We start from the raw sequence: 15220 nt of genomic DNA, 5'->3' as shown, positions 1-15220 counted from the left end.
CTCTTTTTGTTAACCCCGTTACCAGGAAGAATATCAGCGGTTGATATTTTTGGATATCCAGATGGCTCCATTTTTTGTTACCAGCTTTTCCAATTTTCCATTGGCAGTCAATTCATCTAAAATCCTTTCGCTTTCAGCCCTTGGGGTTCCTGTTAGCTCTGTAAATTCTTTGGCTGTCAGTGAATGATAGGTTGAGAACAAAGCAGGCCAGCTTTTATCGTATGGGGCTTTGGGAATACCTGAATGGATTTTTAGTAAAGCGTTCTCATAAGCGCTATAAGGTTTCGAGCCATATACCATTTCAGTTTTTCCTGTTGTATCAGCAAAGAAAATGGTGGGAAAACCTCTTACTCCTGATTCCCTGGCTAATTGCAGGTCTTTATTAAAAAGTTCTTTTGCGTCACCTTCATAATCCTTTTTAAATTGAGCAATGTCCAGCCCAACATTTTTGGCCGCTAGTTCCAGGTGCTCCCACTTTGTTATATTCTTTTTTTTCAGGAACACCATCTCCCTGATTTCGCGAAGAAATAGAACTGCTTTTTTGTTATCCTGTAATTGGGCGGCCTTAAAAGCAATGGAAGGGGGATAGGAGGAAGGTAATGGATCTTCCAGCCACACATCGCCATCTATGGGCATATCATAATGCAGGCTTACTTCGTCCCAGTGGTGGGCAACATCAGAAGGTTTGCTGATCCCACCGCTGTTATAACTCCAATCGGGCAATAAGCCACCCATCCTGTATTCTATTTCAATGCTTTGGCCATATTCTGATTTAAGTTTCCGTAATTGCGGCTCTATGCCCCAGCAGGATGAGCAAATAGGGTCGGTGTAGTAAATGATCCTGACCGGCTTCTTTTCTGATTTAAAGTGATTACTATCAGCAGATGCTGTGTTGTGCGCAGGAATTTCACAAATACCACTTTCCGGATTACACAATAAAGGATTATTATTTTCCATTTTCTTTTTTGTTTGAGCCTGGCAGATGTTATAACCAGGGAGCATGATTGATATTAAAACATAAATGGGTAGCTTCGTCTCTGAATAACTGCAATGAAAAGATAAAGTTCCACGTAATATTTTGCTCCTCCAATAGGTCATTTTTTTATGACTGCCGGAACGAATGCGGGGCGGCAATTTTCCTGGCGTAAACCTGGAAGCAACTGACCATTTTGATTTTTATAGCCAAATTACAGGCTGCCACCAGAGGCACAATACAGCTTTTTATTATCATGAAAAGTTGGATGGGGTAAATATACCAGCGTTTTCTTAAATTGCGTACATGTAGCATTTTGACCTGAAATGTAATTCACAATTGTAAAAAGAATCCCCATGCCAGTCCATTTTATCAGCATGTTGTTTGTACTGTTCCTGTCCGCAGCTTCGGTCGACTTGTTTGCGCAGGACAACGACTTTGAGCAGCTTTCAAAAGTCCCTAAAGATACGGGTGTTAGTTTCCCATTGGATTATAAAATTGCAAGGCCGGAAACACGGTTTCCCGATTGGGATAGAGACTTCCGCGTTTATTATAATTTTCTGACGCCTGCATTAAGAAAAACGCAGGTTGCTATGAGCTTTACTCAAAATGGCGTGGTCACTTCGGTAACAGCTAATTCCATCATTCCGCATGCCCAGCTGGATACATCCACCATGGTGAATGATCCTGCCAGGTTTATGGGCACCTGGCGGATGATTAGTTTTCGTTCAGTAAGGTATAATGACTCGGTGTATGTTCCAACAAAAACATATTACCGGCTTCCGGATGTACTTTTAGCAGATAAAAGTAAAGACGAAGCTTTTGCTGTTATTACAGACGATAATTTTAAACTTTATGCGAAGGAAGAAGGAAAGACCAGTTTCAAAAAAATGATATCGGCTAAATACAAAATTGAGAACAAACGATTTATGATGTTATATAAGCTGGTCCGGTCCGGTGCAGGAGTGTCGCAAATCGGGATTGATGAAAAGGGTTACCTGATCCTGAATTATCCTAAGGTAGTAGAGGACGTAAAAGAAGGGGTTTATATTTCTTATTATACCGTTGTTGAACAATATATTTTTCAGAAAATGAAATGAAGATCACTTTGGCTATAAAGGGTTTTAGTAAAAAGGAAAAGAATTACTGACCTTTAAAATTATTTGCCTTAAATATTTCTTTGGCAATAAACCTGCTGTTCTTTTCAAATGCGATCAATGTGCACATCTTGGTGCCTATTACCTCCATTCCATGGGCAACTTCAATAAAGCTCAGGCGTAACAGACCTGCATCGTCGTTTACTACCTGCTTCCATATTTCCATCGCCAGTTCCTTTTCTTCACCGATCTTAAAGGTGCAGAAATTTGACCAGCCGTTTAGTATTTTCATGTCTGCATCGATGATATAATAAGGTTCCATAACTTTATAGCTTGTGCCAGTCGGAAAGGCAGTGCTTACATCTTTCCTCTCACTGCCTTCCGCTGGGCTTGTAAGAAATTTGAGTAGCCATCCTGCTTAGAACTGGTGTTGCATCCCGGCGAGGGAACTTTCCCTTTTTTGCCGGTTGGTGAGCGTCCTGAGCAGGTTGATCCAGATGGTGGATACCAGCAACGAGAGCGCTGTGATGGCGATACCTGTTTTAAACAATCCTGCTTCTATTACATGTAAACTATAGGCCACCGTCAAAGCCAGGATACCAAACTCTCCTGTCTGGGAAAGCAACGCTCCGCCGTAAAAGCTCTGTTCCCAATTGTATCGCAGTAACCGGAACACCAATGCAGAAAGCACGCAATTACTAAAAAGGATAAAAAACGTACCTCCAAGGATGATGGCGTAATTGGTTTTTAAATAAGAGATATCCAGGCGCAATCCCACAGAAACAAAGAATAAAGAGACAAAGAAAACCTTAAAAGGCTTTAGAGAATGTTCCAGCCAGTTAAAAGCCGGTAACCGGCCAATGATCATCCCTGCAATAAAGCTACCGATTGATCCGCTTAAACCACTAAGCTCAGCCAGTACTCCAAATGATAAACAAATGGCGCCACCCGCAAATACCTGGAAATCGTGATCTTCCTTTGTATTACTGGTCAACCTGCCGGTTAAACCAGGGAGACTACGATTACGCAGGTTCCTTAGTAATAAAAAGATGATAATGGAAAGGACAAGCGGAACTATTATCTTTACTATGCTGAATTCTTTATTTCCTGTAAACCGGAGCAGGGTAAGCACAGGGGCAAGCAGGATATCCTGGGCGATAAGTATATTCAGAATGGTAGTGCCGAACTCCGACCGAAGCTCCCCGTTCTGTTTGAGATATTCACTGACCACAGCCGTACTGTTAAAAATAAACAGTACGGAAAGCATTATACTATCTGTAAATGACCATCCCTCCAGGAAGCCCACCAATAGCGCAAAGCCAAGCCCTAATACCATTTTTGCCCCCTGTGCGATCAACGGCTTAACCAGATGGCTTTGTTTGCCGGGAACGTTGATCTCCATCCCGAGGAAAAACATCAGTAATAATATTCCTACTTCTCCAACAACTGCTGTTTGTTCTGCACCGGAAAAAATATGCAGCATATGCGGACCAAGCAGAACACCTGCCAGTATATAGGCAATCTGGTAAGGTTGTTTCAGCCTCTTCAACAAAAAGATTAATGCGAAAATTACCACGCACATTTCAGCAACAGGCAATAGCAGCAGCTCGTTCATCATCCGGTTCGCTATTTCTTATTTTTCGATGCTTCCAATCCTGGAAAATTATCTTTTAAAAATGCATTCCGGGTGGAATCCATCTGTAAAATGAAATTATCCATATCCAGTTCACTGTTCTTCCATTTGTGCCTAAAGTATTCAGGATCGGTGAATTTCCTGTAGAATAAGCTGTCGCTCCATACCGGCGCTCCGAAACTTTGTCTGAATACATTATTGAACTGTGAATCGAACCTGTTTTTGAACATATTCATCACGCTATCCACTTTCACCTGTTCATGCGCGCCTTTGTTAGTATAAGACCATACATAAGTGGAATCATACCTGATGATGTTACCATTACTGTCGATTTCTTTATTGACCTTCCAGGATATCTGCGGCTGATTTGTTGTTGCAGTATCAACCTTGTCATAATTATATTTTTTTGTATTCTCCTGGCCATTGCATCCAATACTGGCCATCATGAGGAAGGTCATGAATACAACGGGTTTCATCTCTTTTATTTTTATTGTTTAAACTTAACGTGAAACGGGGTTAGCATTACCTAACCGGCTGCTGTGCAGGCTCGCACCTTCGGGCCTGCTACAGCCGGATTAAAGGTTGCTTTTGGATCATGGCTGTTTAGCCAATATTGATCAGCCGTGGTGGTTTTTTCCTGGCCTCTTCCCGTTTAGGGATAGTGAGTTGCAACAGGCCGGCGTCATATTTCGCAGTAACGCCATCCTGGTCCACTACATCTTTGGGTAACAGTAAAGTTCTCTGGAACGACTGGTAACTGAATTCCCTGCGGGTAAACCTTTCGTTTTCGTTGCTTTCCAGGTTGGACTCTTTCTCGCAGGTGATGGTAAGGGTGTTGCCATCCAGCTGGATTTTAAAGTCGCTCTTATCCATACCCGGGGCAGCCATCTGCACCTCAAAATTATCCGCAGTCTCCTTAATATTGACTGCAGGAACGGTAGTGCCGCTTGATGAACCGTTGGAGTTATCCCAATTAAAGAATTCACGACTGATCGGATCATCAAAAAAACTGAACAATGACGGGAAAGTTGCCCGTCTCTTTTGGATACCTGACATACTTACCTCCTTTTATTTTTATTACGGGTTATTATAGGCGGGACTTAGATATCGTCCCTTTAAAAAATCGCGATCAAGTGCTGTGCCGGACCGTTTTTGCAGGAATTTTCGTCATTTTTTCTGTCAATTTTTCAAGATAAAGTGAAAAAAATTCAGGACAGACCGGTTTCATGATAGGTTCTTTCAATTTCGTGTTGTAGTAATCATTTAAAATAGGGAGATTTGGAATGATGGAATATTCATCCGTTCAGGGATGAGTTTCCGAAAGCATTATTAGCAGAAAAATTATAAAATGATAAAATCACTTTTGTTCCTTTCAGCAGGCATCTTCATTTGTTGTACAACACATCAGAGTAAACTGATTCAACATAAAAACTGGCATTTGTATAAGGAAGCGCTGCATGTAAAGGATGCAAAAACGGATACTACTTATGTAAAGTTTAAGGATTTCAGTAATATGGAATTCCTGCAGTTCAATAACAGCAAAACGCTTAACATCCTAAATGGTGGGGATTCAAGAGTTTGTAACTATGAGATAGAAGACAGTGTTTTAAGCTTTGGGCCGGAAGGAAACAGTAACCGTACAGATGAATACCGGGTACTGCTGTCGACGAAGGACAGCCTCGTATTAAAACGGGTTGAAACATGGGGAAACGAAAGCCCGGTAAGGCTTGAATTGACGCTGCATTTTTCTGCCGTTAAATAATAGCAGCCCGGTTCAGCCCTGTTTAGCCTTTTTGTTTTCTTTTTTTAGAAGTTCCCTTGCCTGCTTTAATCCAGTGGCAATTGCAACGCCTTCTGCCGCGCCGTTTTCCAATAATCTATTGGCAATTTCAACTGCCTTTTCCCTGAGTTTAGGCGGTTGATTTTTATAAGACGGGGGATAATCTCCATTATACCATGGCATACTAAGAATATTTATAGTGGTTAAGGTTGTCCGCCGCCGCCGGAGGCGCCGTAGATCTGGCCGTTTGCATAACTGGCGTCTGTTGCTGCAAGTTGAACGTATATAGATGCCAGTTCTGCCGGTTGCCCTGGCCGGCCCAATGGTGTTTGTCCGCCGAACTTCTTCAGCTTTTCCATAGTGGCTCCTCCGCTCACCTGCAGGGGCGTCCAGATGGGGCCTGGCGCAACGCCATTTACCCGTATGCCTTTGGGCCCAAGTTGTTTGGCGAGCGATTTTACATAATTCATAGTAGCGGCTTTCGTTTGCGCATAGTCGTAAAGATCCGGTGAGGGATCGTATGCCTGTTCGGAGGTAGTGGCTATGATTACGGCTCCGGGCTTCAGGTGAGGCAATGCCGCTTTGATAATCCAGAAGGGCGCATAGATATTTGTTTTCATAGTGGCGTCAAAATCCTCGGAGGTGATATCGGCGATGGATGGTTTGGTTTGCTGCCGGGCGGCATTATTGACCAGGATATCGAGCCCGCCAAGTCCTTCCACTGCTTTTGATACCAGTTGCCGGCAAAACGTTTCTTCCCGGAGGTCGCCGGGAATGGCAACCGCCTTACGGCCTTCTGCTTTGATCAGTGCCACTACTTCCTGTGCATCCGGCTCTTCCGAAGGGAAGTAGTTGATGGCTACATCGGCGCCTTCCCTTGCAAAAGCAATAGCGGCTGCGCGTCCCATACCGGAGTCGCCGCCCGTGATCAGGGCTTTCCTGCCATTGAGGCGGCCGGAACCTTTATAGCTTTTCTCGCCGTGGTCCGGTTTCGGGTGCATCTTTCCCGCAAGCCCCGGCCAGGGTTGGGACTGTTCCTCAAAAGGTGGTTTGGGATACCTGGAAACGGGATCCTGTAATCCTTCAGCGCCTTTGCTATTGCGCGGCGTTGTCTGAGCGCCGGCAACAGGTGCAATGACGGCCATCGCCAGGCTGGCGCAGATGCCGGTTACAACCGTTCTCCGGTCCATTAAATGAGTTTCGTTCATGGCTGTGTTTTTAAGGTTCATTTTTATCAGTGCTGTACTCATTGTTTTCTTCATCTTCTGCGCCTATCTGCTCCTGGCCGTCATCCAGCTCAGCGCCCGGTACATCAAGACTATCAGCTTCGTTTAGCGGCTCTCCGTCATCATCCCTGTTATCTACTTTTGCGCCGCGCATCCGTAGTTCTTCGGAATAAGTAGGATCTGTGGTAGAGGCTTCTTCCAGCAGTTCTTTTTCTTCTTCACTTACTTCTGCATCCTGGTCTTCTGTTGTTTGCTCTCCGGGTTGTTCGTTATTTTCATCTTCGCTGAAAGCGTTTTCGTTTAATTCATCTTTATTAATCATAACCGGTATTTTAAAAGTGAATAATATACCTGGTCCAACAAATCACAGACCGGGTTAAAAAGTGGTGAATACAGGGGCAAAGCTCATACAGGACCGGGTAATATTTATTTATATTAGTAGGAACGTTGGGACAAATTGTAGACCGGCCTGATCGCTGTAACGGGTATGTGTCCGATTTCAGACATTACGTGTTCATATACGGACATTGTTACCCGGAAGTGTCCCCGGAATTGGCTACTGTAGCTGTTTTGGAGGTATGGCAATATTATTGTTTCCCATGGAAAAACCAGTTAACTATGTTAAGAAGTCATGCCCGGATCGCGTGGCGAAACCTGCTCAAGAATAAAACTTTTTCGTTCATCAACATTGTGGGGTTATCTACCGGCATGGCGGTAGCCCTGCTGATCGGTTTATGGATCCATGATGAGCTTACATTCAGTAAGAACCACGAGAATTACGACCGTATTGTGGCAGTGATGCAGCACCAGACTTTCAACGGCGTAAAGGGTACCCAAACGGCCAATCCTTACCTGCTGGGAGAGGAGATCCGCAGTAAATACGGCAGCGATTTCAAGTATGTAATCATGTGCTCCTGGCCTTATAAGCATGTGCTGGCATATAACAATAATGCTATTTCCCAGACAGGCAATTTCTTTGAACCGGATTTTCCCGAGATGCTGACGCTTAAAATGCTGAAAGGTACCCGCGCGGGGTTAAAGGACCCGGCATCTGTGATGCTGTCGGCATCCACCGCTAAAGCATTGTTCGGTGATGCCGATCCTTTGGATAAGCTGGTGAAAATGGATAACCGTACCATGGTGAAAGTGACCGGCGTATATGAAGATCTGCCCTACAACTCCGCATTCAGGGAACTGGCCTTTATGGCGCCCTGGGAACTGTTTCTTCAGCGTGAGCCATGGATAAAGGAAATGGAGAATCCCTGGCGGTCTAATTTTACACAAACCTATGCACAGCTGGCGGATCATGCTGACCTTGAAAAAGTATCTGCCAAGATCAAAGATGTGAAGCTGCATAAGGTAAGGGCTGAAGATGCAGCCTTTAAGCCGGAGGTTTTTCTTCATCCTATGAGTAAGTGGCATTTGTATGCCGATTGGAAAAATGGAAAGAATATAGGCGGCAGGATCCAGTTTGTATGGCTTTTCGGGATCATAGGAGTGTTCGTGTTGCTGCTGGCCTGCATTAACTTCATGAACCTGAGCACCGCGCGTTCGGAAAAGCGGGCAAAAGAAGTAGGGATCCGGAAAGCGATAGGTTCTTTCCGCAGCCAGCTGTTGACGCAGTTTTTCAGCGAATCGCTGCTGCTGGCCCTGATTGGTTTTATAGGCGCCCTGGTATTGGTACAGTTGGGGCTGCCCGTGTTTAACGAGATGGCAGATAAGAAGGTGAGTTTGCCCGTAGCCAGCCCTGTGTTCTGGCTTGCTGCATTTGCCGTGATGTTGTTTACCGGCCTGGTGGCAGGCAGTTACCCGGCTTTGTATTTATCTTCTTTTGAACCGGTTAAAGTATTAAAAGGAACTTTTCGTGCGGGCCGTTATGCGGCCATTCCACGCAAGGCCCTTGTGGTGATCCAGTTTACTGTATCGGTGATCCTAATTATTGGTACCATGGTGGTGTTCCGGCAGATCCATTTTGCAAAGAACCGCCCAACAGCTTACAGCAAAGAGGGATTGATAGTTATCCCGGTATCAACCGGTGCGATGAAGGATAATTTTGAAGTGATCAGAAATGAACTGGTGGCCTCGGGTGCGGTGACGGAGATGGCTTATTCCTCCAGTTTGCTGACAGAGATCAATGCGGTGAACAACGGTTATACCTGGAGAGGTATGCAACCGGGCGCCCAGGGAAATTTCGGGGCGATCACCGTTACGCATGATTTCGGAAAAACCATTAACTGGCAGATACTTTCAGGGCGAGATTTTTCAAGGGATTTCCCATCGGATTCTTCGGCTATGATCCTGAATGAATCGGCAGTGAAATTTATGGGGCTTAAAGACCCCGTGGGAGAAATTGTAAAGGTAGATGGAAAGCCTTTTAACGTGATAGGCGTTATAAAGGATATAGTAATGGAATCGCCGTACCAGCCGGTTTTCCGCACTGTTTTTACGCTTAATTACAACGCTGCCAACGTGATCGATGTCAGGATCAATCCTGCAAAAACCACCGCAGATGCGCTTTCCCGGATAGAGAATGTTTTTAGGAAATATAACCCGGGCGTTCCCTTTGTTTACAGTTTTGTTGATAACGATTATGCGGTGAAGTTTGATGCAGAGCAGCGTATTGGCAAGTTATCGAGCTTTTTCGCGGTGCTGGCCATTTTCATCAGTTGCCTCGGGCTTTTTGGTATGGCCTCTTTTATGGCGGAGCAGCGGGTGAAGGAGATGGGAGTACGGAAAGTTCTGGGCGCTTCTGTTTTCAATTTGTGGCGGCTGATGACAAAGGATTTTATACTGCTGGTATTTATAGCCTTGCTGATTGCAGTGCCACTGGCTTATTATTTCATGAATAACTGGTTGCAGCGGTATGAATACCGTACCAGCATATCCTGGTGGATCATTGCGGCTACTGCCGGGGGTGCGGTGTTAATCGCTTTGCTGACCGTAAGTTTCCAATCAATAAAGGCAGCGATGATGAACCCCGTGAAATCCCTGAGATCGGAGTGATCACTATTTATCTTACTAAAAAGGAGAAAATGAAGGTAAGCTCATTTTCTCCTTTTTTATTTTAGTTCAGTTTCCAGTTGGGCCGCACAAAGTGACAGGTATACCCGTGTGGATGTTTCTGCAGGTAATCCTGGTGTTCCTCTTCGGCATTCCAGAAGTCCGTTGCCGGCACCACTTCTGTTACAATAGGACCGGGCCATTTACCGGAGGCATTGAGCTCGGCAATTAACGCAACAGCTGTTTGATGCTGTGTTTCGTCCAGGTAAAAGATAGCAGAGCGATAAGAGGTTCCTATATCATTACCCTGCCTGTTCCGGGTGGTAGGATCATGGATCTGGAAGAAAAATTCCAGGAGTGAACGGTATGATAATACTGCCGGATCAAACTTAATTTCAATGCCTTCCGCATGGGTGCCGTGATTGCGGTAGGTGGCGTTGGGCACATCGCCGCCGGTGTATCCCACTACGGTAGAAATAACCCCGGGCAGTTGGCGGATCAGTTCTTCCACTCCCCAGAAACAGCCACCTGCAAGAATCGCTTTTTCAATACTCATATGTCTTTCCTCTTTTTAACCAGGTGAAGTTAAGTTAAGCTGCTGAATCATTCGTGATCATCATCATTTTTTTGTGCAGGGTTTTCTTCCGTTGATCGAGCACCCGCTGCCGTAGCCGCAGGAAAGGGGCTTCTACCGCCTGGTTCAGGATAAAAGCGCCCAGCCCGGCAACAAGCAGGCAGGCAATGAGCATGAGCGTTCCTTTGGGATCCAGTCCTGTTTTGGCCAGCAGGGGCTGTACCAGGTGGATCACTCCTTTATGAGACAAATAGAGCGCAAATGAGAGTTTGGCTACCAGAGCGGTAACCCGGCTGCCGTACCGGTACAATATGCAGGAAGGGCTTACCGCCGCTACTACCATGAGCCCATAACCGGCCGCCACCAGGGGATAGCCGAATACTGAAGCGTAAAAATCCTCCTGGTCCTCGCACAGGAACCAGGCGCCTGTAAGCACGGCAAGGGACAGCAGCAGGATAACGTTTCCATGTGCAGTGACCCTGTTTTTTACTGCCGGCTTGAATACAAACAAGGCGGCGATGGAAACGCCGGCCAGCAAGCCATCCAGGCGGGTGTAAGTGGGATAGTAAATGTGTTTATACCAGATAATGAAAAAATTATCCTCCGCGGTATGAGGAGCAACTAAGGTATACCAGCAATATAACCGGATACCGATGCCGAATATAAATAACGCCGCCAGCAGGAAGCCTGCTTTTTTCCATGCGTTAAAGCGCAGTAATACCGCCAGTACCAGCGGGAACAGCAGGTAAAAGTGCTCTTCTACGCAAAGCGACCATACATGCGAGAAGGTGCCGAAGTTTTTAATATCAAAGCCAAAGTTCTGCGTAAAAGTAAGGAACCTCCAGAGCGGGGGCAGTGCCTCTCTTTCATGGAAGGCAGGAAAGAGGAAGTAGATAGCGAGTACCACCAGGTAAGCGGGAATGATCCGGAAGAAACGCTTGATAAAAAATTCAGGGAGGGAGATATTTTTCCCGGCGGCCATGTTTTGGAAAAGTGGGTATGAGATGAGGTAGCCGCTTAAAACAAAGAACAAGTCCACGCCCGTCCATCCGAAGCTCATGATGTTATCCACCCATTCCGGGTGCTGGAACATGCGGTAATGGTAGAACAACACCATCAGTATTGCCAATGACCTCAGATGATCAAGCCCATAGAGCTTTTTCATCGTAATGCCTGTATTTGTCATAAGATATGCCTGTCTTTTGGAGGTTGTAAAATAGTGTGTTTTTGTGAGAGAAGCGTGAATGGTGGGAATTGTTTGTGAAGGGTAGATAAAGCAATATTTCTCTTGATCCGGTAAAACAGTTTGTTTTGCGGATTTTGGGTGTGGCTGGTTGGCAGAACAGCCCCGTAATTCGTTATTATTTATGACGGTTAAGTTTTCAGTTCACCTTAAATTGGAAGGTGCCTGAGTCTGAAGTGTTGCCTTTTCCATCATGGGTAATTATTTTCCAGTAATAAACCATATTGGAATTAACCGGGACATCATTTAAAAACATGTCTGTGACATTATCTTTAAGCAGGGCAGGAGTAGCGTTGGTGCCAAAATAAACGGAATATGCCGTAATATCATTGTCCACGTCGCTACCCGCCCATTTCAGATTAACAGTGTTGCTGGCAGTTATGTTCTGACCAAATGTGGGCGACACGATGGCGGCTGGAAACGGGGCATAAGAAGTAACACCAGGGCCGGAGTTGTAAAACTTCCAGATATTGCTTTCGGTGCTTGCAGAGTTACCGGAGCTCATTGATTTTACAAACCATGAGTAGGGAACGTTCCGTAACAATGTAACAGTAGCCTTATTGGTAATTACTTCCCGGCTGGTAACTTGCTGGGTTAAGAGATTTTTTATATTTAGTACATAGCTATCTGTATGATCTGAAGCATTCCATGTAAATGTAATCGAGCTTTCTGTATCAGATATAACGCTACCGGTGGTGCAAGCAGCATTTTGTTCAGGAAAAACCAGCGTTGCTTTTCCCGGATCCGGCACATTATCTTTTTTGCTGCAACTATTTAACGATATAATTAACGATAGAAAAACGATCTTCTTCATTTTTTACTTTTTCAATAGTTTAAACGTTTTTTCCTTATTGTCTGCGGATAACTTAAGCATATAAAGGCCACTGCTCAGATCAGGAAGACTGATAGATATATTTCCGGATTGGTTTGCATAGCTTCGGGAATAGACAATTTTACCCCCGGTGTTAAATAATGATACCAGTAGCCTTTTAACATTACTGTTACCAATATTAATCGTAAATGAGCTGAGGAATGGATTGGGGAAAATGGACATGCCGTCATTTATGATAATTTCCTTTGTTATCTGGCCCTGACATAATTTATCTGTGCTAACACTAACTGTGTTTACACCCTCTTTGAGTGCGAGTGTTAATTCGCTTTTATTGGTTGTAATGGTGGACCCATTGAGTGTAACCTGATACTGCGTTGCACCGTCCAATGATAATACCACTTGCCGGGGTGTCTTATTAATTGCCATGTATACTGACAGATCTTTTGGTTCGGCAATTACAGAGGTGAAGCATTGCTGATATCCCGGCTGTCCGGCTACGGTTAAGCATATATTATAGCTACCGGCTGAAAGATCTTTTAAATCAATGGCAGATGTAAATGTGTGCGTGGAGCTCTGGCCGTTGCCGGTAACAGTTGCCGTATAGTTTAATTTTTTTACGGCAGAAATATTAATCGTACCATTAGCAGAACCTTTACAGCTGGCACTGGTATTTGTTATTTTAAAGTTATCAGCCGGTAAGGTAAATATAAAATTAAAGCCATCGAGTGTTGCTTTACCACCTGGCGTTGTAACGGACACATTTCCGCTTGCGCCTGCTCCTACCACAGCGATGATGCTGGTGGGTGAATTTACCACGAAAGAGGTTACAGCACTATCTCCGAATGCAACGGATGTTGTACCTGTAAAGTTGGTACCTGTTATTGTTATTGTTGTACCGGTAGTCCCGCTAGTTGGGCTCATGCCTGTAATGGATGGAGGTGGAACATAGGTGAAACCAGGTATAGTAGCGGTTCCGCCGGGCGTGCTGATGGCTATAACGCCAGACGTACCGGCACCAACGACCGCTGTGAGCACTGAATCAGATATCATTGAAAAGGAGGTAGCGGGAGTTCCTCCAAAGCTAACAGTACTAACACCTATTAAATTCTTTCCCTTTATGGTAACAGTATCTCCTGTTGAAACTGAATCGGGGCTAAACGATAGCAGGGCCGGCAGGAACGTGGCGGAAGGAATATCATACTTGAATAATGTTCCTCCCATTGCCAGATAGAATTCATTGTTGCGAAGATAGGTTGTACCACCTATTCCGCAAACCATTTTGGAGCCAGTCAGACTATCTGCATAATATCTGTTCCAGTTATTAATGAACAGGCTTCTTCCGCTGGAGTCAACTCCGTCGGGATAGCTGGGATAGCTAAAGTAACTCAATTGTTTCAATGTACCGTCCGGAGACCTAAGCCATGTTTGCGAGCCGCTTGCACTGTCGGACTTTAAAAAAAGCGTATAGCCATTATTCATTGACATCCTGTTCTCGGCGAAGCTTAGTGTTCTACCGAGATTATAGGTATTTACTCCGTCGTTTAAATAATTATAAAAGACAGTTGTACCACTATTTTCAACAGTTGTTATATAAGCTGTATATTTTCCGTCGATAACAGGACGCGTATTTATATTGGTAGTAGTTAGCTGCTGGGTTACCTGGCTGCTGATTGAATATCTGTAAACATTATAATTACTGGTTGATGCTGATGCCACATAGGCAATATCTCCATCTTTGCTTAGCTTGTTGCTGGTATTTACTACATAGGATCCAGTACCGGTAAAGCTGGTATTAAATGTATTGAGATTTGTTATGGCTATTGGGCCATTTTGGGTCAGCCACATCAGGTACTGTCCTTCGCTTTGCATATCATTTAGCCCTGCAGACAGTCCAAGCGGTTGGGAAATATTGATCAGCGAGTCATTTTTCCAAACATATATATGTGTTCCTGTAATAGAGCTGTCTGTATTGTAATAGATGACAAACGCAGCCCCGCCCTGGCATAGTTTGGCCTTGATAATTGATTTTATCTTATCTTGTTTTGGTCCCAACCGGATGGAATCCACCGACGAGTCCGCCATATTCACTATTTTGTAGTAGGTCAAACCGTTCTCTCCTGTGGTGGTCATTAATAGCCTGGTATCTTTAAAATCGATTATATCGCCGTCGGAGGTAAAATAGGGCTTTAGCGCGTTGCTGTTATTACGGTGAACGGGCACCTCAACCGATTTTACCTGGCCTGCACTGTCTATCCCACTAATCGAAATAGTAACTGACGGAATAAAATCGTTATCAGGAAACATGTCCACTAATGTATCAATGCTATTTATAAAGTGTATAGTCAATGATGGTATTGATGCCGGAGATGATATTATACCAGAGCAATTTACGCTTCCGACATCGCTTACGGATGCTTTTATACGGATCTTGGATTGGTATGTGGTGTGTGCGGTGGGAGCTTCAATTTTAACTACAGGCAGACTGTTGAAAATAAAGGGGCTATTTTTGGTTTGTGTGTTCCCCAATACGTCTTTAACGAAAATACTTAACGTTGAGGGGCCCTGGGGCAAGCCGGTTAATGATAAATATCCCGAGTAGTTACCTAGCATCGGGTTAACCGTCAGGGTTACAGATCTTCCGCCAACACTAGCTTCTACAGTATGATATGCATAAGTAGAGGAGACAAATACCGAAATGTAGAGGTTATCGTCATAAAGAATGTTGGTTTTGGGATATTGAACATTAATCTCAATGGCTGCTTTTCCTGCCAGAGGGAGAGTTACCAAAAGTATAAATATCGTATTTCGGAGAAGCTGAAGTAAAGTTTTCATGTGTATACAGGACATGTCAAGAATATTGAT

General features: G+C 44.5%; 15 protein-coding genes. 3 read left to right on the top strand and 12 right to left on the bottom strand.

The features are described 5' to 3' along the window. Positions 1–33 precede the first annotated feature (33 nt). Positions 34–957 (bottom strand): ClpXP adapter SpxH family protein, encoded by a 924-nt coding sequence (locus VIM72_RS22535; RefSeq protein ID WP_332005076.1) that lies wholly within the window; start codon positions 955–957, stop codon positions 34–36. Positions 958–1329: 372 nt separating this feature from the next. Here VIM72_RS22535 and VIM72_RS22530 point away from each other — a divergent pair, with 372 nt between their 5' ends. Then, positions 1330–2073 (top strand): hypothetical protein, encoded by a 744-nt coding sequence (locus tag VIM72_RS22530; RefSeq protein WP_332005075.1) that lies wholly within the window; start codon positions 1330–1332, stop codon positions 2071–2073. A 43-nt stretch (positions 2074–2116) separates the two neighbouring features. Here the strand turns inward: VIM72_RS22530 and VIM72_RS22525 are convergent, their stop codons facing one another. The 4 genes from VIM72_RS22525 to VIM72_RS22510 all read right to left on the bottom strand — a co-directional run bounded on the left by VIM72_RS22525 (position 2117) and on the right by VIM72_RS22510 (position 4759). Next, a complete protein-coding gene (locus VIM72_RS22525; protein ID WP_332005073.1) occupies positions 2117–2392 on the bottom strand; it encodes a hypothetical protein in 276 nt (91 codons plus the stop codon). Between the two features lie 96 nt (positions 2393–2488). Continuing rightward, positions 2489–3688 (bottom strand): cation:proton antiporter, encoded by a 1200-nt coding sequence (locus VIM72_RS22520; protein ID WP_332005072.1) that lies wholly within the window; start codon positions 3686–3688, stop codon positions 2489–2491. An 8-nt stretch (positions 3689–3696) separates the two neighbouring features. Beyond that, the gene (locus tag VIM72_RS22515; protein WP_332005071.1) at positions 3697–4179 is read right to left on the bottom strand and encodes a hypothetical protein; all 483 of its coding nucleotides are present in this window, start codon (positions 4177–4179) and stop codon (positions 3697–3699) included. A gap of 127 nt (positions 4180–4306) precedes the next feature. After that, complete coding sequence (locus VIM72_RS22510; protein WP_332005070.1) at positions 4307–4759, bottom strand: Hsp20/alpha crystallin family protein; 453 nt, start codon at positions 4757–4759, stop codon at positions 4307–4309. A 292-nt stretch (positions 4760–5051) separates the two neighbouring features. On the opposite strand from VIM72_RS22510, the gene VIM72_RS22505 reads away from it, so the two are divergent. Next, positions 5052–5465, top strand: a complete 414-nt coding sequence (locus tag VIM72_RS22505; protein ID WP_332005069.1) for a hypothetical protein — start codon at positions 5052–5054, stop codon at positions 5463–5465. A 12-nt stretch (positions 5466–5477) separates the two neighbouring features. Here the strand turns inward: VIM72_RS22505 and VIM72_RS22500 are convergent, their stop codons facing one another. The 3 genes from VIM72_RS22500 to VIM72_RS22490 are packed head-to-tail and all read right to left on the bottom strand — an operon-like array spanning position 5478 to position 7031. Next, on the bottom strand, positions 5478–5666 hold the full coding sequence (locus VIM72_RS22500) for a hypothetical protein (RefSeq protein ID WP_332005068.1): 189 nt from the start codon (positions 5664–5666) through the stop codon (positions 5478–5480). Between the two features lie 20 nt (positions 5667–5686). Continuing rightward, on the bottom strand, positions 5687–6691 hold the full coding sequence (locus VIM72_RS22495; protein WP_332005067.1) for an SDR family oxidoreductase: 1005 nt from the start codon (positions 6689–6691) through the stop codon (positions 5687–5689). Positions 6692–6701: 10 nt separating this feature from the next. Next, the gene (locus tag VIM72_RS22490) at positions 6702–7031 is read right to left on the bottom strand and encodes a hypothetical protein (protein ID WP_332005066.1); all 330 of its coding nucleotides are present in this window, start codon (positions 7029–7031) and stop codon (positions 6702–6704) included. Positions 7032–7327: 296 nt separating this feature from the next. Here VIM72_RS22490 and VIM72_RS22485 point away from each other — a divergent pair, with 296 nt between their 5' ends. Continuing rightward, positions 7328–9712: an ABC transporter permease gene (locus tag VIM72_RS22485; RefSeq protein WP_332005065.1), complete on the top strand. Its 2385-nt coding sequence runs from the start codon at positions 7328–7330 to the stop codon at positions 9710–9712. Between the two features lie 61 nt (positions 9713–9773). Here the strand turns inward: VIM72_RS22485 and msrA are convergent, their stop codons facing one another. From msrA to VIM72_RS22465, 4 genes are all read right to left on the bottom strand, one after another. Further along, a complete protein-coding gene (msrA, locus tag VIM72_RS22480; protein ID WP_332005064.1) occupies positions 9774–10265 on the bottom strand; it encodes a peptide-methionine (S)-S-oxide reductase MsrA in 492 nt (163 codons plus the stop codon). 34 nt (positions 10266–10299) lie between these two features. Next, a complete protein-coding gene (locus VIM72_RS22475) occupies positions 10300–11448 on the bottom strand; it encodes an acyltransferase (protein WP_332005063.1) in 1149 nt (382 codons plus the stop codon). Positions 11449–11665: 217 nt separating this feature from the next. After that, positions 11666–12340, bottom strand: coding sequence for a hypothetical protein (locus tag VIM72_RS22470; protein ID WP_332005062.1), 675 nt, complete (start codon positions 12338–12340; stop codon positions 11666–11668). Positions 12341–12343: 3 nt separating this feature from the next. Beyond that, positions 12344–15190 carry a T9SS type A sorting domain-containing protein gene (locus tag VIM72_RS22465; RefSeq protein ID WP_332005061.1) on the bottom strand — a complete coding sequence of 949 codons (2847 nt, stop codon included), beginning with the start codon at positions 15188–15190 and terminating at the stop codon, positions 12344–12346. Positions 15191–15220 lie beyond the last annotated feature (30 nt).

Origin of the sequence: Chitinophaga sp., from assembly GCF_036569185.1 — a bacterium.
Classification (GTDB): Bacteria; Bacteroidota; Bacteroidia; order Chitinophagales; family Chitinophagaceae; genus Chitinophaga.
Note: the sequence above shows the minus strand (reverse complement) of the source record. Positions and strands in the feature narration are given on the sequence as shown.